The organism is Novacetimonas cocois, assembly GCF_003311635.1.
GTDB classification, from domain to species: Bacteria; Pseudomonadota; Alphaproteobacteria; order Acetobacterales; family Acetobacteraceae; genus Novacetimonas; species Novacetimonas cocois.
This window is the reverse complement of sequence record NZ_QEXL01000007.1, coordinates 78,784-103,839: the sequence shown is the minus strand read 5'-3', so window position 1 is coordinate 103,839 and position 25,056 is coordinate 78,784. Positions and strand designations below refer to the sequence as shown.

Below are 25,056 nucleotides of genomic sequence, written 5' to 3'. Positions count from 1 at the left end.
GCCATCCCGTCCGGGGATGCAGGCGGGGCCGTGCCGCAGGGCGCGGGCCGATGCCACCGGGGCGCGGATGGCCGTGACACAGCCAAGGCAGGATCAAGGTTCCATGGACTATATCATCGGTCAGTCCCCGTCCCCCAACGCGCGTCCCGGCGCCCCGGCCGCCGCGCCGGGTGCCGCATCCGCGCCGGGGGGGGGCGTGATTTCGGATGGCAACCAGAACACCTTCATGCGTGATGTGGTCGATGCCAGCCGCACGGTCCCGGTCCTTGTCGATTTCTGGGCGGCCTGGTGCGGGCCGTGCAAGAAGCTGACGCCGGTCATCGAAAAGGTGGTGACGGCGGCGGGCGGGCGCGTGCGTCTGGTGAAAATCGACGTGGACGCCAACCAGGCGCTGGCGCAGCAGCTGGGCAAGATCGGCCTGCCGCTGCAGTCGATCCCGCTGGTTGCCGCCTTCTGGCAGGGGCAGATCCTTGACCTGTTCCAGGGCGCCCAGCCCGAAAGCGAGGTCCGCCGTTTCGTGGAAGGCGTGCTCAAGGCCGCGGGCGGCGCGCTTCCGGCGGCCGACCTGATCGACATGGCGCGCAAGGAACTCGACGAAGGCCGGGCGGAGGCCGCCGCCAGCGCCTATTCGCAGGTGCTGGAGATCGAGCCCGAAAACCCCGTCGCGTGGGGTGGCCTCGTGCGTGCGCTGATCGTCATGGGTGATGAGGAAGGGGCCGCCGACGCCCTGCGCGACGTGCCGGCCGCGATCGCGGATCATGCGGAAATCAAGGGCGCGCGCGCGGCCCTCGACCTCAAGCGCGAGGGACGCAAGGCTGCGGAGGAGGCCGAGAGCCTGCGCGCCCGCCTTGCCGCCAACCCGAAGGATTACGCGGCCCGATTCGAACTGTCGAGCGCGCTGAACGCGGCGGGCAAGAAGGCCGAGGCCGCGGACGAACTGCTGACGATCATGAAGGAGGACCGGTCGTGGAATGACGATGCCGCGCGCCTGCAGCTGATCCGCCTGTTCGAGGCATGGGGCCATGACGATCCCGCCACCGTCGCCGCGCGCCGGCGCATGTCCTCGCTGCTGTTTTCATGACGCCACGCCATGACCCGCTGGGCACTGTCGTCGAACATGACGGCATCCCCCGCCGCATCCCGCTGATCCAGGACATGACGCTGGCGGATTTTCCGGCGGAAATCGGCCTGTTTCCTCTGGACGAGGCGCTTTTGCTGCCGCATGGCAAGCTGCCGCTCAACGTGTTCGAGCCGCGTTACGTGGCGCTGGTGGAGGACGCCCTGCGGGAGGGGCGGATGATCGGCATGATCCAGCCGCGTGAACGGCGCGGCATGGTGGTGTCCGACGACAGTCATGGCGATCCCGACGACAACCCCCCGCTTTATTCCGTGGGATGCATCGGGCGCATCACCTCCATGACCGAACGGGCCGATGGCACCTATGGCATCACGCTGACGGGGCTGGCGCGCTTTCGCCTCCTGCGGGAGGCGGGGCTGCGGCGGGGGTATCGCGTGGCGCGGATCGACGTGTCGGGGTTCGCGGCCGACCTGACCGACCCGGAAGAGGAGGTCGTCTATGACCGCGAGCGCCTGCTGGAGTCGCTGCGCCGGTTCTGCGCGCAGCAGGGGCTGAGTACCCAGTGGGACGCGCTGCATGAAATGGACGACGCGACGCTGCTGGTGATGCTGCCGATGATCTGTCCCTTTGCCACGGCGGAAAAACAGGCGCTTCTGGAATCGGGCAGCCTGGCGGAACGCGCCAATACGCTGCGCATGCTGCTGGAGATGGCTGGACATGAGCCGGACGAGGGTGCATCCCCATCGTGAATTCCCATCGTGACTTATGCCGGAGGCGTCCTCATGACCGATAAGCCCACTTCTCCCCCGCTTGACCCGCGGCTTCTGTCGGTGCTGGTGTGCCCGGTGACCAAGGGGCCGCTGATTTATGACCGCGAGGCGGGCGAGCTGATCAGCAGACGCGCGGGCCTTGCGTTCCCGATTCGCGATGGCATCCCCATCATGCTGCCGGACGAGGCGCGTCGTCTCGCCCCCTGATCGCCCACGCGGCTTCGATAAGACAGCAGGAAGTTTTTGGTGAAGCTTTTTGCAAAAAGCTTCGAAAGAACGCCGCCCTTTTGAAAAAAGGCGGCACCCGGAAACTTCTTCGGCAATTCCTTTCATCCCGAAGGCAGGCCGGGATGAGGGGATAACGATGCTCCCTCCGTCCCGCTCAGCCGACCGGCGCGACATCCACCCCGTCGATCAGCCGCACCGAATCCAGCCATGCCGCCGCCAGCAGGCGCGCGGGCGCGGTGGGGGTGTCCATCAGGGGCACAAGGTCGGACGCGGCGCGGAGTTCGAGGTAATCCACCGCGTCAAATCCCGCCGCCAGCAGGTCCGCGCGCGCCTGTTCCATCGCGGCGGATGGGGTCTCCCCGGCCGTGATGCGTCCGGCGCAGCGTTGCAGAACCTGCGGCAGGGCGCGGGCGCGGGCGCGGGCATCGGCCGACAGGCGGCGGTTGCGCGATGACATCGCCAGCCCGTCCTCCTCCCGCCGGGTGGGGCAGGTGACGATATCCACCGGCAGGTTCAGGTCGGTCACCATGCGGCGCACGACATGCACCTGCTGGAAATCCTTTTCCCCGAAAAAGGCATGGTCGGCCAGCGTCTGCATCAGCAGCTTGCACACCACCGTCGCCACGCCGTCGAAATGGCCGGGCCGCGCCCCGCCGCACAGCCCTTCGGACACGCCGCGCACCGAAATGGTGGTGGCGAATCCGGGGGGATACATCTCCGCCGCGTCGGGGACATACAGCACGTCCACCCCGGCCTCGCGCAGCAGGGCGGCGTCGGCTTCTTCCGTGCGGGGATAGGCGGCAAGGTCGGAGGCATCGTCGAACTGCTTCGGGTTGACGAATATGGTGACGATCACCCGGTCGCACATCGCGCGCGCGGCACGGACCAGCGACAGGTGCCCTTCGTGCAGGGCGCCCATCGTGGGGACCACGCCCACGCGCAGCCCGGCGCGTTTCCATGGCGTGGCAATGATGCGCAGGCCACGGACGGTGCGCGCGATGGTCATGTGCGGGGTGGTCATGGGGCTGTCCTCAGTCAGTGCCGGAAGGCGGGTCGGTGTCGGAACATGGCCCGTCGCGGCGGGATTTCGCCATGCCGGCGCGGGCCCTTTCCCTTTCCTTTGGGGTATCAGCGCGGCGGGCGCAATATGCAAACATCCGCTGTATCGCGGGTCGTGGCATGATGGGTCGTGACCGGGGGGATGCTTTTCTGTTATGTTGCCCACCCTGTCGTGCTGGAGGCTTGCTTGACCCGCTTTGTCCATGTTCTTGGCCTGTTTGCCTTCGTGCTTGCGCTGGCGGCCTGTTCTTCTGTCACGCCGGGAAAGGTGGACCGCCGCGCCGACTGGCAGCGCTGGGGCTATGCCGAGGGGCTGAAGAAAGTCTCCTCCTACTGACCCATCCCATGCCCGGCATGGCCGCCTGCCGCGTCGTCCCTGCGCCGGGGCGCGGGCAGGGCGTGCGTCGTCTGGAGGCCGCCTGAAAAGGCAGGCCCGGTAACGCCAGGTCCGGTAATGCACCGGAATGATGGAAAGTTTCTGGTGAAGCTTTTTTCAGAAAGCTTCGCACGACGTCGCCTTTTTGGATAACGGACGACACCCGGAAACTTCTGTTATTTCTATCAGCAGGTTATTTTCAGACAGTCCCACAGTGTGTTGGAGCCACCGGCCGGGGCCGGGGAATGATGCATGACCCAGTCCTCTTCCGATTCCGCATGGTTTCCGCTGGCGCTGCGCCTTGACGATGCGCCGGTGCTGGTGGTCGGCGGCGGCGACATTGCCGTGAACAAGACGCGGCTGCTGCTGGCGCACCGGGCGCGCATTTCCGTCATCGCCACGCGGCTGGTGGCGGACATGCGGCGCTGGGCGGAGGAGGGGCGGCTGACCCATATCGCGGCGCAGGCGTCGGACGACGCGTTGCGGGCCGCCATTCCCGGATCCCGCCTTGTCTATGCCGCGACCGATGACCGGGCGCTCAACCGGCATGTGGCGGCGATCGCGCGCGGGATGAACGTGCCGGTCTGCGCCGTGGACGATCCCCAGCCCTCCACCTTCATCACGCCGGCGCAGGTCCATCGCGGGGCGGTGCGCATCGCCATTTCCACCGGCGGCGCGGCCCCCGTCCTTGCCCGGCGGCTGCGCGCGCAGGTGGAGGCGATGATCCCCGACGGCACCGGCGCGCTGGCCGAGTTCATGCGTGCCCGGCGGCAGGACGTGGGCGCGGCGTGTCCCGACATCACGCGTCGCCGCCGCGTGTGGGAGGCCTTTCTGGACGGGGCGGGGGCGCAGGCCGCCCGCGCGGGCGATATGGCGCGCGCGGGCCGGGTTCTGGACGATCTGGTCGCGGGGAAGGCGCCGGGGGGCGAGGTCTGGCTGGTCGGCGCGGGGCCGGGCGACCCGGACCTGCTGACGCTGCGGGCGCTGCGCCTGATGCAGGACGCGGATGCGGTGCTGTATGACCAGCTGCTGTCCCCTGACCTGCTGGACCGGGTGCGGCGGGATGCGGAACTGGTGTTCGTGGGCAAGCAGCGCGACCGCCACACCATGCCGCAGGCCGACATCAATGCCGAACTGGTCCGTCGCGCGCGGCTGGGCCAGCGTGTGCTGCGGCTCAAGGGCGGGGACCCGTTCGTCTTCGGGCGCGGGGGGGAGGAAATCGAGGCCCTGATGGCGGCGCGCGTGCCGTTTCAGGTCGTCCCCGGCATCACGGCGGCCAATGGGTGCGCCGCCTATGCCGGGATTCCGCTGACGCACCGCGACTGTGCCCAGTCCTGCATGTTCGTCACCGGCCATGCCCGCGCCGATGGCGTGCTGGACCTGCCGTGGGACAGCATGGCGCGTCCGGGACAGACGATCGTCATTTACATGGGGGTGACCAGCCTGCCCGCGCTGTGCGCCGGGCTGACGCGTCATGGCCTGCCGGGCGACTGGCCCGCCGCCATCATCGAACGCGGCACCCGCCCGGACCAGCGCGTCTTTACCGGCACGCTGGCGACCCTGCCGGCGCTAGCCCGTGACAGTGACGTGGGCAGCCCCGCGCTGGTGATCGTGGGGCAGGTGGTCAGCCATCGCGTGATCTCGCCCTGATGGCAGCGGCGTTTCGACCCGCCCCCGTATGGGACGCCCTGTAAATCCGGAAGAAGTTTTTGGTGAAGCTTTTTGCAAAAAGCTTCGGAGAACGCCGCATTTCTGAAAAAAAGGCGGCACCCAGAAACTTTTGAACTTTTATCGCCGGACTGGTTTCGGGCCATCGCGCCGTTCTGATGCGCGGGGCGTTTTCATGTTCAGGGGAAAGTGAGGGACAGGGCGATTTTTCTATTGAAAATAAGAATTATTATCATCTAAGGTCGGGAACAGGATGAACCCTCAAGGAGCCGGACATCCCGTGTCCGGAAAAGCCATGTCCTGTTATGCAACCGTTCTGTCCGATCTTCCCTGTGGTGAACGACTGGCGGTATGGACCGTCCGCCGTCTGGTCGGCCCCGCACGACAGATACCGTCATGTTCCGTGGATGCGCACGGTGCTGGCCTGTCGGTGAACGCGCGACCGCCACTCGGGTTGTTCCTGCCGTGCAATCGCCGTGAATTCGCCGATGTCGCGCGGGCTTTCGACAATGCGCTGGGATGGATGTCGCGCCAGCGCCTGCCGCTGCCTGATATCGCGATGGCCGGGGTGATGCGCGTTACCGAAACCGAACGCCGCCTGCTGGCGGCCACGGCGGCGGCGCAGGCCGGGCATGATGATGACGCCCGCGCCGCCCTGCATGACGTCAGCGCGCATGAGGGCGTGGCCGCGCGGCTGATGCCGGCCATCACGCTGCTGGGCGCGTGCCTGGCGGGGGCGGGATACTGGCTGGGGGCGCGGGTGACGCGACCGGCGCTGCATCGCGCGCCGCTTTACGCCACGGCGATGCGGCCATGCGCCACGCCGTCCGCCGGGATGGCCTGACGCGGCCCTGACCGGGGCGCATTGCCCCCGACAGGGCGGGAATGGCCAAAGGCCGCCCGCCCTGAACCCCGTCCGGCACGCAGGCGGCGCGGAACGGGATCATGGGCGGGCGGCGTCCTTCAGGCCGGGGCAGTCGCCGACCACCGAGATGGTGTCGAGGACCGTAACCGGGGCCGGGACCGTTGCCCGAACCGGGGCATCACGTCCCGGTCCGCGTGCTTATTCCTCGGTGCAGGTGGCGGGGTCGGGGCCGGTGCGGTTGTTGCCGTCCAGCGCGTCGAGGTCGCGCATGTCCGTATCCGACAGCTCGAAATCGAAGACCTCGATATTCTTCTTCATGCGTTCGGGATGCGCGCTCTTGGGCAGGGGAACGGCCCCGACCTGAATGATCCAGCGCAGCAGGATCTGCGCGGGCGTGCGGTTATGGTGCTGCGCGATCCGGCCAACGACCGGGTTTTCCAGCACGCTGCCACGGCCCAGCGGACTCCATGCCTCGGTCAGGATGCCCAGCTTTTTGTGCAGGGCAAGGGATTCCTTCTGCGCGAAATCGACATGCAGCTCGATCTGGTTGACCGCGGGCGTCACGCCGGTGGCGTCGATGATGCGCTCGATATGTTCGGGCAGGAAGTTCGACACCCCGATGGAGCGCACGCGACCGTCCTTCTGCAGCTGCACCAGCGCCTTCCAGCTTTCGACATACTGGTCCTTCATCGGCAGGGGCCAGTGGATCAGGTAGAGGTCGATATAGCTCATCTTCAGGCGCTGCAGGCTGGCGTCAAAGGCGCGCAGGGTGCTGTCATACCCCTGGTCGCGCCCGCGCAGCTTGGTGGTGACGAAGATGTCGCCGCGCCCCACGTCATAGCTGATAAGGCCGGTGCCGACCCCGGATTCGTTGCCATAGTTGGCGGCCGTGTCGAACAGGCGGTATCCGCAGTCCAGTGCCTCGCGCACGGCCTTTTCGGCCTGCGGGTTGTCCAGGGGATACGTGCCATAGCCGATGGCCGGGATCTTGTGCCCGTCATTCAGGCGCAACAGGGGAATGTTCTGCATTTTTGGTTCCTTCGCCTCGCTGAGTGTCCGGCCTGCCGGCGCGCGGGGGCGCACCGGCGTGGATCGACCGGAGGGATGGAGTAGCCAGTCCCCAGACTAACGCCCCCGGGGCATATCGGTTTAATGCCCGGTTTTCAGGACAGCCCTGCGTATGCTTCATTGTGGCAAAAGGATGACAGCCATGAATGAACCAACCATCTCCGCGGTGCAGGCGATGCACCGTTCGATCCTGACACTCGACACCCACGTCGATATCCCCTGGCCCGACCGGGGCGATTTCGCGACCGGCGCGTCCTCGCGCTGCGTGGACCTGCCGAAAATGCGCGAGGGCGGCATGGGGGCCGCGTGCCTTGTCGCCTATGTGGGGCAGGGGCCGGTCAGCGATGCGGGCCATGCCGGCGCGTCGGCCAAGGCGCTGGCGATGCTCGACGTCATCGCGCGCGCGGGCGACGTGCCGGGCGTGCGGGTGTGCGACACCGCCGACGCCCTGCTGGCGGCGCATGCGGCGGGGGAGGTCGCGATCATCCCGGCGGTGGAAAACGGATACACCATTGGCGAGGACCTGGGCCTGCTGGCGCAGTTCCGGGCGCGCGGCGCGCGTTACATGACGCTGACGCATAACGGGCACAACGCGCTGGCGGATTCGGCGCGCCCGATGGCCCACCTCGGCGACGAGGCGGAGCCCCATGGCGGGCTGTCGGCGCTGGGCCGCGCGGCGGTGGCGGAGATGAACCGGCTGGGCATGCTGGTGGACGTGTCGCACACGTCGCGCAAGACGATGATGCAGGCCGTCGAACTGTCGCGCGCGCCGGTCTTCGCCAGCCATTCATGCGTGCGCGCCCTGTGCGACCATCCGCGCAACCTCGATGACGGGCAGCTTGATGCGCTCAAGGCATGTGGGGGTGTGATCCACATCACCGCGATGGATGCGTTCCTGTGCCCGCGCGACGTGCGCCAGACCCATCGCGTCGGCGTCGCGGACTTCGTCGACCATATCGATTACGCGGTCAGGCGCATCGGCATCGCGCATGTCGGCATCTCCTCCGACTTTGACGGCGGCGGCGGGATCGAGGGATGGGCCAACGCGGCGCAGGCGCCCAACCTGACGGCGGAGCTGATGCGCCGTGGCTATGACCACGCGCAGATCGCGGCCCTGTGGGGCGGCAACTTCGTGCGCATCCTGCGACAGGCCGAGGAGGTCGCCGCGCAAACGCGATGACCCCTTGCGCGTTGCATGCGTCAGGCCCCGTCTCCCCAGGGCGTACATGGCCGCGCGCTCTGGATCCATCGGGGGGAAGAGGCTATACCCACCTCCGTCAAACAATAAATTCAGGACAGGTCATGACGACAGATTACAAGGTCAAGGACATCTCCCTCGCCGATTGGGGACGTAAGGAAATCGCCATCGCCGAAGGGGAAATGCCCGGCCTGATGGCGCTGCGCGCGGAATATGGCAAGTCCCAGCCGCTCAAGGGTGCGCGCATCGCGGGCTGTCTGCACATGACCATCCAGACCGCCGTCCTGATCGAGACGCTGACCGCGCTGGGCGCGACCGTGCGCTGGTCGTCGTGCAACATCTTCTCCACCCAGGACCAGGCGGCGGCTGCGATCGCGGCGACGGGCGTGCCCGTGTTCGCGTGGAAGGGCCTGACGGAAGACGAATTCTGGTGGTGCATCGAACAGACCATCAAGGGTCCCGATGGCTGGACGCCGAACATGATCCTCGACGATGGCGGGGACCTGACGACGCTGATGCACGACAAGTATCCCCATATGCTTGAAGAGGTGCGCGGCCTGTCGGAAGAGACCACGACGGGCGTGCACCGCCTGTGGGAAATGACCAAGAAGGGCCTGCTGAAGGTTCCGGCCATCAACGTCAACGACAGCGTGACGAAGTCGAAGTTCGACAACCTGTATGGCTGCCGCGAAAGCCTGGTGGACGCGATCCGTCGCGGCACCGACGTCATGATGGCGGGCAAGATCGCGGTCGTCGCGGGCTATGGCGACGTGGGCAAGGGGTCGGCCGCGTCCCTGCGCAACGCGGGCTGCCGCGTGCAGGTGACCGAGGTCGATCCCATCTGCGCCCTGCAGGCCGCGATGGAAGGCTATGAGGTCGTGACGATGGAAGAGGCCGCGCCGCGTGGCGACATCTTCGTCACCGCGACGGGCAACGAGGACGTCATCACCATCGACCACATGCGCGAGATGAAGAACCGCGCCATCGTGTGCAACATCGGGCATTTCGATTCCGAAATCCAGATCAGCGCGCTGCGCAACTTCAAGTGGGACAACATCAAGCCGCAGGTGGACGAGGTCATCTTCCCCGATGGCAAGCGCCTGATCATCCTGTCCGAAGGCCGCCTGGTGAACCTTGGCAATGCCACGGGCCATCCGTCCTTCGTCATGTCCGCGTCGTTCACCAACCAGACGCTGGCGCAGATCGAGCTGTGGACCGCGCCCGAGGGCAAGTACGAAAACAAGGTCTATACCCTGCCCAAGCACCTGGATGAGAAGGTCGCCTTCCTGCATCTGGCGAAGGTCGGCGCGCACCTGTCGAAGCTGACGAAAAAGCAGGCGGAATATATCGACGTGCCCGTCAACGGGCCGTTCAAGAATGATCTGTATCGTTACTGAGACGCGTCGCGTCTGTTATCACGGATCCGAGAGTCCCGGCCTTCCGGCCGGGACGCCTTAGGAAACAAGGAACGATTGCATGAGCATTTTTGGCTCCATCCTGTCCAGGATTTTCGGCTCTTCCGAGGCGAAGGCCGCAACCCCGGCCGCGCCTGCCGCCGCCGCCAAGCCCGCCGCGGCACCTGCCCCGGCTGCTGCCGCCCCGGCTCCGGCCGCGCCTGCCGCCCCGCCGCCGCAGCCCGTCGATGTTGACGCGGTGCTGAGTGCCATGGCCGCGAAGAACCCGGAAAAGCTGAACTGGCAGACGTCCATCGTCGACCTGCTCAAGCTGCTGGGCCTCGACAGCTCGCTTTCCGCGCGCAAGGAACTGGCGGCGGAACTGCATTACAGCGGCGACACCAATGACTCCGCCGCGATGAACATCTGGCTGCAGGGCCAGGTGATGAAGAAGCTGGCCGAGAATGGTGGCAAGGTTTCGCCCGACCTGATGAAGTAACCTTCACGGTTGAGCGGACCTGATGGGGCGGGACCGGGCGGCCATCACTGGCCCGCCGGGTTCCGCCCCCGTTTTATGTACCCACCCGTTTTCCGTGTCCCCGCCCGCCCGTGCGCCACGCCCCGGCGCGCGCCTTGCGTGATGGGCCGGTGTCGCCGGGGCGCGGTTGCGCCACCCCGGCCATCGTGCAAGATGGGGGCACGACTGCCCGAGGCTTTCCGGATACCCCGCCCATGTCCGACATGCTTTCCCCTGTCCCGAACGCCCCGACGCAACCCGGCCCCGCGCCCTCCCTCCCGCCGGAGGCCGACGGACTGGTCTGGGCCATCGCGTGCCGCCCGGGCCACAGGCCGGAAAAGCTGGATGCCGAACAGATCGCCCGCGCGCTGGCGGGGGCGCCGCCCGATGAACCCGATGCATGGGTCTGGCTGCATTACGATATCGTCCATACCGCCACGCGCGCGCGGGTGCAGGCGATTGCCTGCCTGCCGGAGGAGGCGCGCGCCGCGCTGGGCAATATCGACCGTGGCACCCGGCTGGAGGTGGAGGGCGACATCGTCTATGGCGCGCTGCCCGGTTTCGACGACAGCATGTCGGAGGATGACAAGAACCTTTCGGCATGGCGTTTCGCGGTGCTGCCGGACCTGCTGATCACCACGCGCCGCCAGCCGGTGCCCGCCCTTGGCCTGATCTACCGCTATATGCAGCGGGGGGAGCCGTTTGCCTCTCCGGCGGAGGTGGTGGACCGCACACTGCTGGAATTCGCCGATACGGTCCGTCGCAACATCGCGCTGCTGGACGATCACCTCGACCGGGCGGAGGACCTTCTGCTGACGCTGGACCAGCATACCGATTTCGGGCGCATCAGCGGCCTGATCGGGCGGGTGCGGCGGCGTTCGACGGAACTGCGGCGCGTCATCTCCCCCGTGGACCGCATGTTCCGCAGCGAGGACCTCGAACTGCCCGAATGGGCGGAGGACGACCTGCGCGACCGTTCGCAGCGCCAGATCCACGCCGCGCTGGATGACCTTCTGGCGCTGCAGGACCGCGCGCGCTCATTGCAGGACGAACTGGCGTCGGGACAGGCGGAAGAGACCAACCGCCGGCTGTACACCGTGTCCATCGTGACGACGTTGATGCTGCCCGCCACCTTCGTCACCGGGTTTTTCGGCATGAATACCGGCGGCATGTTCCTGGCCGAAGGGCGCGCCGGCACGATCGAGGCGGGGTGCATCTGCTTCCTGTTCATGGTCATCACGTGGCTGCTGCTCAAGCTGATGAAGCTGCTGTAGCGGGCCGCCATGACGCGCAGGGCAGGACTGACGGCGTTGCATCGGTCGCGCCGCGTGTTGTACAGTGCGCGCCACCGCCATTTCGACGCGATGGTGGCCCGCGTCCGGGCAGTCCGGACCATCGCAACAGGATCATAGCGGCCCATGTCATCTTCGCTTCTGGCGGAACTTCCTGTCTGGCTATGTTCTTTATGGCCATGTTCTTTCCGGTCGCGTTGGCGGAAATGGCATTCTTCCCCGGAACGGGGGCGGGCGGGACGCGGGTCGGCCGCGCGCTGGCTTTCGCTGGGGCTTGCGGCCGCACTTGCCGCCTGCGCCGGACAGCCCCGGACGCACGACATGTCCGAAGCCCAGATGATGCAGGAAGCCGACAGCTATCGCGCCCGCGCGCGCCAGAACTATACCCCGCCCGGCCCGCCGGAGGATCCGTGGGGCCCTTACATCACCGAGGCGGGAAAGCGTTTCGACGTGCCCGAACTGTGGATCCGCGCCGTCATGCAGCGCGAGTCGGGCGGCCAGCTTTTCCATAACGGGCAGTTCGTGACGTCGCAGCCCGGCGCGATGGGGCTGATGCAGCTCATGCCGCCGACCTATGACGAAATGCGCAACCGCTACGACCTTGGTCCCGATGCGTACGAACCGCATGACAACATCATCGCCGGTACCGCCTACCTGCGGGAGATGTACGATATCTATGGCTCCCCCGGATTCCTTGCGGCGTACAACAGCGGGCCGGGGCGCCTGGACGATTTCCTTGATCGCAGCCACACCCTCCCGCGGGAGACGCGCGAATACGTGGCCTTCATCGGCCCGCGCATCGCCGGCGTGTCGCCCGTCAACCGCTCGCAGGCCGACCTGATGATCGAGGCCCGGGCACAGGCGCGCGCGCAGGCCCGGGCGCAGGGACGCACCCTTGCGTCAGGGCGGCGCGGGCGTCAGGTGATCGGCGCGGACCAGCCGCTGCAGGTGGCCGAGGCCCCTTCGGCCGAAAGTGCCGCCGTCCGCGCGGCGTGGAGCGCGCGTGAAAAGGCGGGGCAGATGCCGATGTCGCCGGCCGGGGCGCATCCCGTCATTGTGATGGATACAGCCAGCTGGGCGGTGCAGGTCGGGGCATACGGATCGCGGGGACAGGCGTTGCAGGCACTGGCGCATGCCCGCAGCAGCGCCGCCCTGCACAGCGCGCGCGAACAGGTGGAGGCCGTGACGACGGGCCGCAGCCATGTCTATCGCGCGCGGCTGACGGGCCTGTCGCATGCCACCGCGCTGCAGGCGTGCCGTCGCCTCGGCAGCCGGGCCTGTCAGGTCATGGGACCGATGTCGACCTCATGACATGGCGATGCGCCCCGCTGGCGACGCGCCGGCCCATGATACGCAAGCGGCAGGCGGCATGCCGGGACATGGCGTTCCGCGCCGCGCCACGACACGACACATGACGGGATGAAGTGAATGAAATATTTCTACAGGCGTCCACGATGGTCATGGATGGGCATATTCGTGCCCCTGATGGGGGTGCTGGCCTTTGCCGGTGTCGTGGCGTGGTCCAGCGCGCGCGCCGCCCTGCCGATCGGCAGCACCGCCCCGATGTTCGTGGCGCAGGCCAGCCTGGCGGGAAAGGAATTCAGCTTCCGCCTGGCCGATGCGCTGCGCAGGGGGCCGGTGGTGGTCTATTTCTATCCCGCCGCCTTTACGCGCGGCTGCACCATAGAGGCCCATGACTTTGCCGAGGCGATGGACAGCTATCATCAGCTTGGCGCCAGCGTGATCGGGGTGTCGATGGACGACATCGCCACGCTGGACCGTTTTTCCGTCAGCGAGTGCCACGGCAAATTCCCCGTCGCGTCCGATCCGGGGGGCAGGATCGCGCAGTCCTATGATTCGCGCATGCCGGTGAACCATTACGCCAGCCGCACATCCTATGTCATCGCGCCGGACGGCAGAATCATCTTTGCCTACAGCGCCCTGTCCCCCGATGAACATGTCCGCCGCACCCTTGACGCCATCCGGGGATGGCGCGCGGAACAGGGGGGCGCCACGAAGGCCGCCATTCAGGGCATGCAGCCCGCGCCCTGATCCCCGGTGCCCTGACGGGTGTTGCGGAAGCCCGTTTCAGAACAGCAAAGGGTTTTCGGGTGTCGCCTTTTTTCGGGAAGGCGGCGTTCTTCGAAGCTTTTTGCAAAAAGCTTCACCAAAAACCTTTGTGGATTCAGGCTGCTGTTCAGGGGGCCTGTATCACGCTGTCCCACAGGGACTTCAGCTTCTGGCGCATGTCGGGTGAAAGCTGCGGCAGCAGGCGCGTCGCCGCGATCTGCGCAGGCTGTTCATCCCAGTGCAGCGCGGCCCTGATTTCGGGCGACAGCGGCGTCTGCATGTTCGCGGGCATGCCCCAGTAACACGACGAGGTCGCCAGATGCGCCTGTGCCTGTGGCGTGCGCAGGTATCTGGCAAAGCGCAGCGCCATGTCCTTGCGCTGCGAGGCGGAGAGGATGGAGATCGCCTGCTGCCAGCGCAGCGCCCCCTGACGCGGGATCAGGTAGGTCAGCGTCGGATGCGCCGCAAGCTGGGGCGCGGGGGCGGCGGATGGCGCGGCAGGCGTGGCTGCGGGCGTGGCGGCATTGCCGGGGGGCGTTGCGGGCGGATGCGCGCCGGGCGGCGGCGGGGGGCCGTCATCCGCGTCGTCATCGCTGTCCTGTGGCGTGGCGGGGGCAGGTTCGCCCTTCTGCACCATGCCGTCATTGCCGATGCCCGCGGTGGTCCATGCGCCGCCGCCGACGACAATGTCCACCTGCCCGTCGGCCAGCGCCTGCTGCGTCGTGGCCATGTCGCCCACGATCGACGCATTCGCCTTCAGCGCCACCAGCCTGTCATGCAGGGCGGGCAGGTCGGTTTCATCAAGCTGCGACGGGTCCTTGCCCAGCGCCAGCGCGACGTAGGAAATGCCCGGCAGGTAGGAATCATAGATCGCAAGGCGGCCCTGGTACTGCGGCTTCCAGATTTCGTTGATGTCGGACAGCGCCTGCGCGGACACCCGCGCCTGATCGAAGGCCAGCGCGAAATACCCGAATTTTTCCGGCACGGCGTACAGGACATTGTCATACGACCCCGCCCGCGGGTCCGCCACGGCGGCGGGAATGCCCGTGGTGGGGAAATCCGACGCGCTCAGCGGCGTCAGCATGCCGCTGCGCGCCATGGGCATCAGGACGGTTTCATCTGTGACCACCAGGTCCCAGTCGCCCGGCTGGGCCTGCTGGATGATGGACATGACGGAATCCACCGTGTCGATGTCGCGGAAATGCACCTGCACCGCGTTGTCGCGTTCGAACGGGCGCAGCAGTTCGGGATCCTCGTGATCGCAGCTGGTCAGGATGTTCAGAACGTCATCGCGGGCATGGGCGGCAGGGCAGGCGAGGGGTGTCGTGGCAAGCAGAACAGCCGTGGCGGCGGATAACAGGCCGTGACCGGACCATCCGGACATCAGGGGCACTCCTGGGAAGAAGGAAGGAATGAAGGCAGACAGGCGGCCCCGTGGCATGCCGGGCCTGTCGCGGCGAGGGGTGCGGGCTGCGACGGTCGATCGCGAAATGGTGTCCTTCATACCTGATAATGCCGCGTGGGCACGATGCGACAAAAAAATATTTTATGTAACCGCATGCGGGGGACCTTTATCGTTACGTAACGTGTCATCCTCCCTTTCATGTGCCGGGACGTTCGCGGCATGTGGCGCGGGCCGTGATGCGCGGGCGGGGGCACGTACTTGACGCGCCCGTAGGCGGCGGCTACGTCCGGGAAGGGCCACCGCGCACCCACGACGCGGTATCTGACAGCGTGTGTCGGTCCTGCCACGTGATCGCGACGCCTGTCGGCGCGGTCTGTCCCACCGGTCTATGGATAGGGCATGATTGCCGATTTCATTCAGCGCCGCATCCTGCGACGTCGCGATACCTCCTCCCCCCTCCCAAAGTCGCAGCCTTCCCCGCAGCAGTCCGAACCGCGCGTGACGCGGCAGCGCCGCTCGCTCGCGCCCGTGACGGCGCGCGACATCGCCGATATCGCCGCGCTGCGGGTGCTGCCGTCGGGACCGTGGCGCGAACGGCTGCGTACCGCGCGCGGGATCGGGCGGCTGGCGGCCATTACGGTGTGGGTGCCCCTGTCGGTCGGGTTCGAGGCGGTGCTGCTGCTGGTGCCGGGCACGGCGAAAATCCGCTGGACGCGCTTTGTCTGGGGCGGGCTGTGCTTCCTGCTGTCGATGAAAATCCGCGTCATCGGGCGCAGGGCCGGTTCGGTCGGCGGCGCGCGGGCGCGGGCGCGCGGCGAACGGCCGGTGATTTATGTCTCCAACCATTCCTCGTGGCTCGACGTGCCGGTGCTGGGCACCGTGCTGCCGTCGAATTTCGTGGCGAAGGGCGATATCGAGAAATGGCCCATCATGGGGCTGGTGTCGCGCATCGGGCGCACCATCTTCGTCAGCCGCCAGCGCAGCACGACCGGGCGGGAACGTGACGAGATGATGGACCGGCTGATCGGCGGCGACAACCTTGTCCTTTTCCCCGAGGGCACGTCGTCCGACGGGTCGCGGGTGCTGCCGTTCATGTCGGCCTTCTTCGCCATTGCAAAGCTGCCACGCGTGCCGCGCGGGCGCGAAAACACGCCCGAGGCACAGGCCATGCGCCAGCATCCGCCGGGCATGACGCCGCTGATCCAGCCCGTGTCGGTGGTGTACGACCGGCTGGAAGGCCTGCCCGTCAACCGTGCCCGCCGCCCGGTTTTCGCATGGTATGGCGACATGGAGCTGGGCCCGCACGTGTGGCAGCTGGTGAAATGGCGGTCCATGCGCGCCAGCGTCATGCTGCATCCCGCGCTGGATCCCGATGATTTCCCCAGCCGCAAGGCGCTGGCGCAGGCCGCGTGGCGCGCCGTGTCGCAGGGGGCGGCCGAATTGCGGCAGAACGCGGAGCAGGACGCGGCGGAGTGCGAATATGCCTGCCGGCCGCTGGGAGGGCTGCTGCCGCAGGACCTTGATGGCCCCCCTGATGCATCAGATGCATGCCGCGTACCACAAAAATAGTCAGCGGCAATATTGTAAACATCGTTAACATTGAGGCATATCATTGGCCGTCATCCCGGTTGCGGATATCCTTGGAAGCAGGATACGGCCCCGTGCATGTGTCGCACGTGGTGGGAAATGTCGATCCACAAGGCAGTCAAGTGGGCTGAAGGGGGCGCGGAATGTTTCGCGCCCCGACCGTGCGAGATGATGTGAAACCTGAAACGTGTGGGACGTCCCGCACGGGCGATCTGGAGAACGTGGTGAGTCAGCCCAATATCAAGGCCGAGATCCTGTTGCCTGCCATGGAACAGGCGATCGACCCCATCGTCATCATCGATGAGCACAACAGCGTCGTTTTCTTCAACCCGGCTGCCGAACGCATGTGGGGCCTGCCCCGCGACAAGGTGGTGGGGCAGAATGTCAGCTGCCTTGTCCCCATGGAATTCCGCAAGGACCATGACGGGTTCATTGCCCATAACCGCAGGACCGGGATCAACAAGATCGTCGGCACCTCGCGCGAGGTGGAGTTCACCCGCGCCGACGGACAGTACGTCTGCGGGGAACTGTCGATCTCCAAGGTCCGGCTGCCGGGCACGGACAAGATTTATTATATCGCGGTGATGAAGGACGCGACGGAGGAAAGCCAGAGGCGCAAGATCCTCATCCTCCAGAACGACGTGCTTCAGGCGCTTGCCAGCGACCTGCTGATCCAGGACGTGGCCGACCTGCTGTGCCGCCGCGTGGACAGCTTCGTCCCCAATTCCGTCGGCTGCCTGATCCTGGTGGATGCCGACAGCCGCCTGCAGATCCTGTCCGCCCCCGGCCTGCCCAAGCGGTATTTCAACGCGATCGACGGGCTGAAGCTGTCGCCGGCGGATCTGGACCGGCTGAAGCGCGATCCCGCCTACAGCAACCAGCTGCTGTGGCACAATTACCAGTCGATCGCGATGTCGCTGGGGCTGGAACACTGCCGCTCCGCCCCGATCCGCACGCACGACAACCAGATTTCGGGCCTGTTCGCGCTGTATTCGCGCGACCCCAACGCCCCGCAGGAATGGCCCGAACGCATTGTCGAGGCCTGCATCCCGTTCTGCGCGCTGGCGGTGGAACAGAACATGACGCGGCAGCACATTTCACAGCTGTCGAACTTCGACTCCCTGACCGGGCTGCTCAACCGCGCCTCGCTGCACAAGATCATCGACGCGCTGATCATGCGCGAGGGGGACAACCACTTCTACCTGTTCATGGTGGACATCGACCGCTTCCGCGACATCAACGACGCGCTGGGCCATGTCTATGCCGATGAATTCCTGGTGGAAATAGGGCAGCGCATCCGCGAACTGGTGCAGGACGACTATATCATCAGCCGTTCGGGCGGGGACGAATACATCGTCATCGTGCCCGACTGCACCCATGCCAAGGCGGTCAAGTTCGCCGAACTGCTGATCAACACCATCGCCAAGCCGATGCAGGTGGGCGAAAACACCCTCAGCATCTCGTGCAGCGTGGGCATCAGCAGCTTCCCCGACAACGGGCCCGACAGCGAATCCCTGCTCAGCAACGCGGACGCGGCCATGCGGCAGGCCAAGGCGGACGGGCGCAGGGTCTATCGCTTTGCCGGGCAGGGCAAGAACCAGGTGGCGCAGGACCGGCTGGTGCTGGGCTCCGCACTGCGCGATTCGCTGGCGAAGGGGATGCTCAACCTGCATTACCAGCCGCAGGTCGAGGCGGCGAGTGGCGGCCTGTACGGGGTGGAGGCGCTGTCGCGCTGGCACCATCCGCACCTGGGCAACATCTTCCCCTCCCGCTTCATCGCGGTGGCGGAGGAAACCGGACAGATCGAGGCCATCGGCCGCTGGTCCCTGCAGGAGGCCTGCCGCCAGATGCGCGCGTGGGACGATGACGGCGTGCATGTCCCCACCGTGGCGGTGAACCTGTCGGCGGTGCATTTCCGCAACCGCGCCCTGCCGCAGTACATTTCCGGCCTGCTCAAGCAGTACAAGCTGACGCCGGAGCGGCTGACGGTGGAAATCACCGAAAGCGTCATGATGGACAGCAGCAGCGACACGATCGAGGTGCTTCACTCCATCCGCAACATGGGCTGCGGCCTGTCGATGGACGATTTCGGCACGGGCTATTCCTCGCTGTCGCGGCTGACGCGCCTGCCGCTGAGCGAGNATCAAGATCGACCGCAGCTTCATCAACGATTTCGAACATGACACCAACGCGCAGGCGGTGACGATGGCCGTCATCGGCATCGGGNTCGCGCCTGGGCATGACGGTCGTGACCGAAGGGGTGGAGACCGAACAGCAGCGCCTGCTGCTGGAGGAGCTGAAGTGCGACGTGATGCAGGGCTACCTGTTCGCCAAGCCGCTGCCGGCGCTTGAGCTGGAGGAATGGTACCGCGCGGGCAAGGCGCGGGGCACGTTCGTGCCGCCCCCCGCCGACCGGCCGGGCGCCGTGCAGAAGGAACCGGAGGAGGCGCAGGCCGCCCCGGTCGCGGCCACGCCGACGGAGACGAAGTGACGCGCCGGGGCGCCGCCATGCGGAATGGGGGATGGTCAGGGTTTTTATGGCCGGGGTTTTACGGTCAGGTTTTTTATGATCAAGATTAGAGATTACGGTCTGAATTTTTGATCCCCCATTTTCAGGTTTGAGGGAAACATGTCATTGCAACACGATGATCGGCTGCGCGCCCTAACACGTCAGGATGCGGATTTCTGGGCCGATCTGGTTGATGATGTCCTGATTGTCGCCATCACGGACCTTGATGGCGTCATAACCTATGTCAACGAGAAGTTCTGCAAGGTCAGCAAATACTCGGCCGGGGAACTTCTGGGATCGACCCACCGCATCCTCAATTCCGGCTATCACGACGCCGCCTTTTTCCAGGACATGTACCGCACCATCAAGGCGGGCCAGCCGTGGCGGGGCAACATCTGCAACCGCGCCAAGGACGGCACGATCTACTGGGTCGCGACCACCATCATTCCCCATGTCGGCTCCGATGGCGAAATCAGTGGCTATGTCGCCAGCCGCTTCGAAATCACCGAGCTGATGAAGACGAAGGAGCGTCTGTCGGAACTGGCGGAGACGGATACGCTGACGGCGCTGCTCAACCGCGGGGGGTTCAACACCGCGCTGACCGCCGCCCTTGGCCTGTCGAGCAAGGAGCCGCCGCAGTCGCGCGCGCTGGTGATGTTCGACCTTGACGGGTTCAAGCAGATCAATGACGTCCACGGCCATCATGCGGGCGACATCGTGCTGCGTGTCGTGGCGTCGCGGCTGGTGGAACTGACGGACCCCGACGATCCGGTCAGCCGCCTTGGCGGGGATGAATTCGCCATCGTCCTGAACAAGACGCTGCGCAGCATGCCGCTGGAAAAATACATGGACCGGCTTCAGGCGGCGCTGGAACGGCCCATCGATATCGAGACGGTGACCGTCAGCATCGCCGGCAGCATCGGCGCGGTGTTCCTCGACGCGCGCGAAAGCGTCGAGGACATGCAGAAAAACGCCGACATGGCGCTGTACGCGGCCAAGCGCGCGGGCGGCAAGCAGGCGCAGATGTTCACCGATGCCCTGCGCCAGCGCGCCAAGGTGCGCAGCCAGATCCTGATCGAGGCGCGCAGCGGCGTGAAGGAAGGACAGTTCGAGGTCTATTACCAGCCGATCCTGAACTGCCACACCAGCCAGCTGGACCAGATCGAGGCCCTGCTGCGCTGGCACCATCCCGAACGCGGCCTGCTGGCGGCGGAGGATTTTGCCGACGTCTTTACCGATTCCACCCTGACGCAGGCGATGGGGCCGTCGATGATCGCCTCGTTCCAGCGCGACATCGCGCTGTGGGAACGCACGGGCCAGCCGCCGCGCCAGCTGGCGATCAACATGTCGCGCATGGATCTGGGCCGTACGGAATATCGCGTGGAACTGGAACATTCGCTGCGTGAATTCGGCCTGTCGCCATCCGATTTCGTGCTGGAGGTGACCGAGCAGATGCTGCAGGGCCGCCGTGCGGGGCGCAGCATGCGCAACATCCGCGAACTGAGCGAGGCGGGTTTCCAGATCGCGATGGACAATTTCGGCAAGGGCGAGACGATGCTGCGCCACCTGCACGACCTGCCGTTCAGTCAGCTCAAGATCGATCAGTCGCTGGTCGCGGGCATCGTGGACAACCCGGGCGAGCGCGAGGTGCTTGCCAGCCTTGTCAGCCTGGGTCAGGTCTATGGGCTGGAGGTCACGGTCGAAGGGGTGGAAACGCGCGCGCAGTTTGACCTTGTCCAGGCGATGAAGCCCGACCGGGTGCAGGGATTCTTCATTTCCCCGGCGCTGTCCTCCTCCGCGCTGACCAAGCTGCCGCCGCGCTTTGAAATCGCGGCCTGAGCAGCGACATGAACAAGCCTGATGAAACCCCTGTGACGGTGCGGCTGGACGGTGCCGCGCCGCGTGTCGATGTGGCGGGACTGGCCAATACCCGGCGCATCATGCATGTCCGCCACGAAGGCGAAGGCACGGTGATGCCCGCCTTTGTCCCGACGCCCGCATGGGCGCGTCTGCTGGAACGGTACTGCACGGGCGACGGCCCGGTGGATGGCGCGGGCGGGCGCCTGTCGCCCACGCGCGTGATGCAGGGGCTGGACCGCGCGATCGGGCGGCTGATGGAGGTCGCGGCGGGGGATGATGCCCGCGCGGGCCGGCCGCTGGCGGCGGGCTATGTCGTGGAATCCGACCTGTTCGACCCGGCGGGCGGGCCGGTGGAACTGCGGGTCGTGGTGGATCGCGAAACCGGCGTGGCCTGCGTGATTGCGGGCATGGCGTCCGATATCGCGGCGCTGGACCTGCCGCCGCTGCCTTCGGGTTCGTAAGCGGATTTTGGACCGGAATTCATTAATGGAACAGAAGTCTTTGGGTGCCGCCTTTTTTTAAAAAGGCGGCGTTCTTCAAAGCTTTTTGCAAAAAGCTTCACCAAAAATCTTTTGGACTTTTACCTTGGGATAGGGGGAATGCCCGTGCTTATGAACGGGCGGATACGCTGCCCGGTGCGTTGGGCTGGGTCAGGGCCGCGGGCAGGCGGGTCAGGCGCGCGCATGTCCGGCCGGTCGCCACCGCCAGCGTCATGGCAAGGCACATCGGAAACCACATGTCGTGGCCGACGCGCGTGAACTCGATCCCCAGCGCCAGCGCCGTCACCGGCATCGACATGAATGTTCCCAGAAACGCCACCCCGCCCACCAGCGCCGCCGCGTCCGCGTGGATGGGAAACAGGACCGCGTTCCACCCCGCCGCCAGCACGGTGGACAGCAGCGCGCCCATCGTCAGGCTTGGCGTCAGCAGGCCGCCCGCCGCCCCCGAGCGCAGCGCCCCCATGATGACGAGAATCTTCAGCCCCAGCAGCTCCGCCGCCAGCGCCACGCCGACACTGCCTGCCACCGCCAGCTGCATCGGGCCGCGCCCGTTGCCCGGCAGTTGCGGAAACATGCATGCCAGCACGCCAAGGCCGGTAAAGACCGGGATGCACCACCAGATGCGCGCGGCCCCCGATGCCGCGCGGTTCTGTACCGCCGTGCCCAGCGTCCTGATCACATGGGCGCCCGCCCCGATCAGCGGCCCCGCGCACATGGCCCACGCCATCAGGGCGGGGGTCAGGGTCATGGGGCCGATATCATATTGCTGCACATTGCCCAGCGCCCACCACGGCACCTGCGCGGCAATGCCCGACGCGGCCAGCGCGGCCAGCGCGGCACGTGGCGAAAATGCCTTGAGCAGCACCTCAAGTATGAACAGGGCCCCGCCCAGCGGCACGTTATAGACCGCCGCCAGCCCCGCGCCCGCGCCGCACGCCACGATGATGCGCGCGTCCCCCGCCGCCAGCCCCAGCAGCCGCGCGCCGCGTGTCGCCAGCATCGCGCCCAGTTCGCGGGGCGCGACCTCCCGCCCGAGGGGGGAGCCCAGCCCGACGGTCACGATCTGCAGCATGACATGGGTAAAGGTGGCGCCGGCGGGCATCACCCGTCCCGGCGCGTCGCCCCGGCCCACCGCCGCGTTGACGCTGACCAGGCGGATGCCCGTGCGCTGCAGCCGCCACCAGCCAAATCCCGCCACCAGCCCGCAGGTGAACAGGGCCGCGACCCGCCGCCACGGCGGCGCGGCCATGACGCCGTGCAGGAAGTCGTGGGGACCGCCCGCCTGCCCATAGCCATAGGCCATATGCTGCACGTCATGCAGCAGGCATGCCAGCATCATCCCGCCCAGTCCCGACATGATCCCGGTCAGGACAACGGCAAGAAACATTCGCGCGCCCGGCGTGTTGACCGGCATGGCGGGGATGGGGGCGGCAGGGGTGGACGGACGCGGCGCGGGTAAGGTCATGGCGGCCAATTCTATGCAGGAAGTGCCGGGTGGATGCAAAAAAAGACCTCGTGTCATCGGGGGGTTAGGGCGAATGCCGCGACTGTTGCATTCATGTTGCGCGGCGTGATGGAAAAGACACTGACCCCCCTTCAGAATCGCAATGACCGCTTGCATGGTTCTGTCTTGTCAGGAATATGGCAGGACGGCGGTTTGTTGCGGTCCACGAACAAGGTGCAGGCTGTTGCAGGGCCCGGACCGGTTTCGTATTCGGAATGTATCATGCCCGTCTCCGTTGCTGCCGGACACGCACCACCGACGGATCGCGGACGTAGGTTGGGGAAGGAAACACAGACATGAAGTTCGTCATTGCGGTCATCAAGCCATTCAAGCTTGATGAGGTCAGGGAGGCGCTTTCCTCGATCGGTGTCGATGCCCTGACCGCGACCGAGGTCAAGGGATATGGCCGGCAGAAGGGCCAGACCGAGATCTATCGCGGGGCGGAATACAACATTCAGTTCCTGCCGAAGATCAAGCTGGAAATCGCGGTGCCGGACGCGCTGGCCGACCGGGTGATGGAGGTCATCCAGGCGGCGGCGAGCACGGGCAAGATTGGCGATGGGAAGATTTTTGTCCTCGATCTGGAAAAGGCCATGCGGATCAGGACCCAGGAAACGGGAGAAAACGCGCTGTGAGTAAGATATACGCCAGACTGTCGCGCGCCTGCGCGCCGGTGGCTGCCTTTGCCGTGGCGATGGGCGGTGCGTCCGCCCTTGCCGCTGATGCCGCGCCCGCAGCGCCCCCCGCCATCGATACCGGCGATACGGCATGGATGCTGGTCAGCACGGCGCTGGTGCTGATGATGACCATTCCCGGCCTCGGGCTGTTCTATGGCGGCATGGTCCGCAAGAAGAACGTGCTGGCGACGCTGATGCAGTCATTCGCGATCTGCTGCATCATGACGGTGGTGTGGATGGTCGTGGGCTACAGCCTGACCTTCACGTCGGGCAATTCGTTCATCGGCGGCCTGTCGCGCGTGATGCTCAACGGCATGGGTGCCGCGATTTCCAAGGGGTCCGACGTGGCGTTCACCATGGCGGCGGGCACGCCGGCGGCGACGACCATGACCATTCCCGAAAGCGTCTGGATGACCTTCCAGATGACGTTCGCCATCATCACCCCCGCCCTGATCGCCGGCGCCTTTGCCGAACGCATGAAGTTCAGCGCCCTGTGCATCTTTACCATCCTGTGGTCGCTGCTGGTCTATGTGCCGGTCGCGCACTGGGTATGGGGGCCGGATGGATGGGTCGCGGCAAAGATCGGGGCCATTGATTTCGCCGGCGGCACGGTCGTGCACATCAACGCCGGTATCGCGGGCCTTGTCGCCGCGCTGGTGATCGGACGCCGCCGTGGGTACGGGCATGACGACATGTCGCCGTACAACCTGACCTATGCCGTCATCGGGGCGTCGCTGCTGTGGGTAGGCTGGTTCGGGTTCAATGCCGGGTCCGCCGGTGGCGCGAACGGCCGCGCGGGCATGGCGATGGCGACGACCCAGATCGCGACCGCTGCCGCAGGCGTCGCATGGATGTGCGCCGAATGGGTCAAGACGGGCAAGCCGACGGTCCTGGGCATCATTTCCGGCGCGGTGGCGGGCCTGGTGGCGATCACGCCCGCCGCCGGCTTCGTCCTGCCGGGCGGCGCGCTGGTGATCGGCCTTGTGGCCGGGGTCGTGTGCTTCTGGGGTGCGACCACGCTCAAGCACATGCTGGGTTATGACGACAGCCTTGACGCCTTTGGCGTGCATGGCATCGGCGGGATCGTCGGCGCGCTGCTGACGGGGGTCTTTGCCTATGGCCCGCTGTCGGCCACCGACGCCAGCCCCGATGGCGTCAGCGGATCGTTCGCGCAGTTCGTGGCGCAGGCGGAATCCGTGGGCGTCACCATCGCATGGTGTGCGGTGCTGACCTTCGTGATCCTGAAGGTCGTGGACCTGACGATCGGCCTGCGCGTGACCCCGGACGAGGAAATGGAGGGGCTGGACATGGCCCTTCATGGGGAGCGCATCAATTCCTGAACCTGTTGCGCCATGGCGGAACAAAGGAAGGCGGGGCATGTCCCCGCCTTTTTTAATGATGTTGCATAAGTGCAATGTGGTCTGTGATTTT

At 66.3% G+C, this 25,056-nt stretch carries 21 protein-coding genes and 1 pseudogene; 18 read left to right on the top strand and 4 right to left on the bottom strand.

All coding sequences use genetic code 11. The features are described from left to right. The first annotated feature begins 103 nt into the window (after positions 1-103). The 3 genes from NJLHNGOC_RS06735 to NJLHNGOC_RS06725 are packed head-to-tail and all read left to right on the top strand — an operon-like array spanning position 104 to position 2,055. Entirely contained in the window at positions 104-1,081 is a 978-nt protein-coding gene (locus tag NJLHNGOC_RS06735; protein ID WP_113595753.1) for a tetratricopeptide repeat protein, read from the top strand. After that, positions 1,078-1,827: an LON peptidase substrate-binding domain-containing protein gene (locus NJLHNGOC_RS06730; RefSeq protein ID WP_113595682.1), complete on the top strand. Its 750-nt coding sequence runs from the start codon at positions 1,078-1,080 to the stop codon at positions 1,825-1,827. Before NJLHNGOC_RS06735 ends, NJLHNGOC_RS06730 begins: the two co-directional genes overlap by 4 nt. Positions 1,828-1,860: 33 nt before the next feature. Further along, positions 1,861-2,055: a Trm112 family protein gene (locus NJLHNGOC_RS06725; protein ID WP_113595681.1), complete on the top strand. Its 195-nt coding sequence runs from the start codon at positions 1,861-1,863 to the stop codon at positions 2,053-2,055. Between the two features lie 175 nt (positions 2,056-2,230). Here the strand turns inward: NJLHNGOC_RS06725 and panC are convergent, their stop codons facing one another. After that, positions 2,231-3,097, bottom strand: coding sequence for a pantoate--beta-alanine ligase (panC, locus tag NJLHNGOC_RS06720; RefSeq protein WP_113595680.1), 867 nt, complete (start codon positions 3,095-3,097; stop codon positions 2,231-2,233). Between the two features lie 225 nt (positions 3,098-3,322). On the opposite strand from panC, the gene NJLHNGOC_RS15880 reads away from it, so the two are divergent. The 3 genes from NJLHNGOC_RS15880 (at position 3,323) to NJLHNGOC_RS06705 (ending at position 6,023) form a co-directional block, all read left to right on the top strand. After that, positions 3,323-3,472, top strand: coding sequence for a hypothetical protein (locus tag NJLHNGOC_RS15880; protein WP_165829365.1), 150 nt, complete (start codon positions 3,323-3,325; stop codon positions 3,470-3,472). A 291-nt stretch (positions 3,473-3,763) separates the two neighbouring features. Further along, on the top strand, positions 3,764-5,161 hold the full coding sequence (gene cysG / locus NJLHNGOC_RS06710) for a siroheme synthase CysG (protein WP_113595679.1): 1,398 nt from the start codon (positions 3,764-3,766) through the stop codon (positions 5,159-5,161). Between the two features lie 313 nt (positions 5,162-5,474). Further along, the gene (locus tag NJLHNGOC_RS06705; protein WP_113595678.1) at positions 5,475-6,023 is read left to right on the top strand and encodes a hypothetical protein; all 549 of its coding nucleotides are present in this window, start codon (positions 5,475-5,477) and stop codon (positions 6,021-6,023) included. 219 nt (positions 6,024-6,242) lie between these two features. On the opposite strand, the gene NJLHNGOC_RS06700 is transcribed toward NJLHNGOC_RS06705, so the two are convergent. Continuing rightward, a complete protein-coding gene (locus tag NJLHNGOC_RS06700; protein ID WP_113595677.1) occupies positions 6,243-7,073 on the bottom strand; it encodes an aldo/keto reductase in 831 nt (276 codons plus the stop codon). A gap of 181 nt (positions 7,074-7,254) precedes the next feature. Here NJLHNGOC_RS06700 and NJLHNGOC_RS06695 point away from each other — a divergent pair, with 181 nt between their 5' ends. The 6 genes from NJLHNGOC_RS06695 to NJLHNGOC_RS06670 all read left to right on the top strand — a co-directional run bounded on the left by NJLHNGOC_RS06695 (position 7,255) and on the right by NJLHNGOC_RS06670 (position 13,565). Then, positions 7,255-8,292 carry a dipeptidase gene (locus tag NJLHNGOC_RS06695; RefSeq protein WP_206059729.1) on the top strand — a complete coding sequence of 346 codons (1,038 nt, stop codon included), beginning with the start codon at positions 7,255-7,257 and terminating at the stop codon, positions 8,290-8,292. A gap of 122 nt (positions 8,293-8,414) precedes the next feature. After that, entirely contained in the window at positions 8,415-9,707 is a 1,293-nt protein-coding gene (ahcY, locus tag NJLHNGOC_RS06690) for an adenosylhomocysteinase (protein WP_113595676.1), read from the top strand. A gap of 79 nt (positions 9,708-9,786) precedes the next feature. After that, on the top strand, positions 9,787-10,203 hold the full coding sequence (locus tag NJLHNGOC_RS06685; protein ID WP_113595675.1) for a DUF3597 domain-containing protein: 417 nt from the start codon (positions 9,787-9,789) through the stop codon (positions 10,201-10,203). Positions 10,204-10,436: 233 nt separating this feature from the next. After that, on the top strand, positions 10,437-11,495 hold the full coding sequence (locus NJLHNGOC_RS06680; protein WP_113595674.1) for a CorA family divalent cation transporter: 1,059 nt from the start codon (positions 10,437-10,439) through the stop codon (positions 11,493-11,495). A gap of 144 nt (positions 11,496-11,639) precedes the next feature. After that, positions 11,640-12,824 carry a lytic transglycosylase domain-containing protein gene (locus tag NJLHNGOC_RS06675; protein WP_113595673.1) on the top strand — a complete coding sequence of 395 codons (1,185 nt, stop codon included), beginning with the start codon at positions 11,640-11,642 and terminating at the stop codon, positions 12,822-12,824. A gap of 117 nt (positions 12,825-12,941) precedes the next feature. Then, a complete protein-coding gene (locus NJLHNGOC_RS06670; protein WP_113595672.1) occupies positions 12,942-13,565 on the top strand; it encodes a peroxiredoxin in 624 nt (207 codons plus the stop codon). 145 nt (positions 13,566-13,710) lie between these two features. Here NJLHNGOC_RS06670 and NJLHNGOC_RS06665 read toward each other — a convergent pair whose 3' ends face one another. Further along, entirely contained in the window at positions 13,711-14,967 is a 1,257-nt protein-coding gene (locus tag NJLHNGOC_RS06665; protein ID WP_113595671.1) for an ABC transporter substrate-binding protein, read from the bottom strand. 420 nt (positions 14,968-15,387) lie between these two features. On the opposite strand from NJLHNGOC_RS06665, the gene NJLHNGOC_RS06660 reads away from it, so the two are divergent. From NJLHNGOC_RS06660 to NJLHNGOC_RS06640, 4 genes and pseudogenes are all read left to right on the top strand, one after another. Then, positions 15,388-16,557 carry a lysophospholipid acyltransferase family protein gene (locus NJLHNGOC_RS06660; protein ID WP_113595670.1) on the top strand — a complete coding sequence of 390 codons (1,170 nt, stop codon included), beginning with the start codon at positions 15,388-15,390 and terminating at the stop codon, positions 16,555-16,557. A 242-nt stretch (positions 16,558-16,799) separates the two neighbouring features. Continuing rightward, positions 16,800-19,066, top strand: a pseudogene (locus NJLHNGOC_RS16290) (EAL domain-containing protein). Positions 19,067-19,204: 138 nt separating this feature from the next. Then, entirely contained in the window at positions 19,205-20,923 is a 1,719-nt protein-coding gene (locus NJLHNGOC_RS06645) for a putative bifunctional diguanylate cyclase/phosphodiesterase (protein WP_113595669.1), read from the top strand. Between the two features lie 8 nt (positions 20,924-20,931). Continuing rightward, positions 20,932-21,405, top strand: a complete 474-nt coding sequence (locus tag NJLHNGOC_RS06640; RefSeq protein WP_113595668.1) for a hypothetical protein — start codon at positions 20,932-20,934, stop codon at positions 21,403-21,405. 148 nt (positions 21,406-21,553) lie between these two features. Here the strand turns inward: NJLHNGOC_RS06640 and NJLHNGOC_RS06635 are convergent, their stop codons facing one another. Further along, positions 21,554-22,909, bottom strand: a complete 1,356-nt coding sequence (locus NJLHNGOC_RS06635) for a chloride channel protein (protein ID WP_239021377.1) — start codon at positions 22,907-22,909, stop codon at positions 21,554-21,556. A 335-nt stretch (positions 22,910-23,244) separates the two neighbouring features. On the opposite strand from NJLHNGOC_RS06635, the gene NJLHNGOC_RS06630 reads away from it, so the two are divergent. Together NJLHNGOC_RS06630 and NJLHNGOC_RS06625 are read left to right on the top strand one after the other, a co-directional pair. Further along, on the top strand, positions 23,245-23,583 hold the full coding sequence (locus NJLHNGOC_RS06630) for a P-II family nitrogen regulator (protein WP_110531372.1): 339 nt from the start codon (positions 23,245-23,247) through the stop codon (positions 23,581-23,583). Between the two features lie 59 nt (positions 23,584-23,642). Next, positions 23,643-24,965, top strand: coding sequence for an ammonium transporter (locus NJLHNGOC_RS06625; protein WP_275399388.1), 1,323 nt, complete (start codon positions 23,643-23,645; stop codon positions 24,963-24,965). Positions 24,966-25,056: the final 91 nt, after the last annotated feature.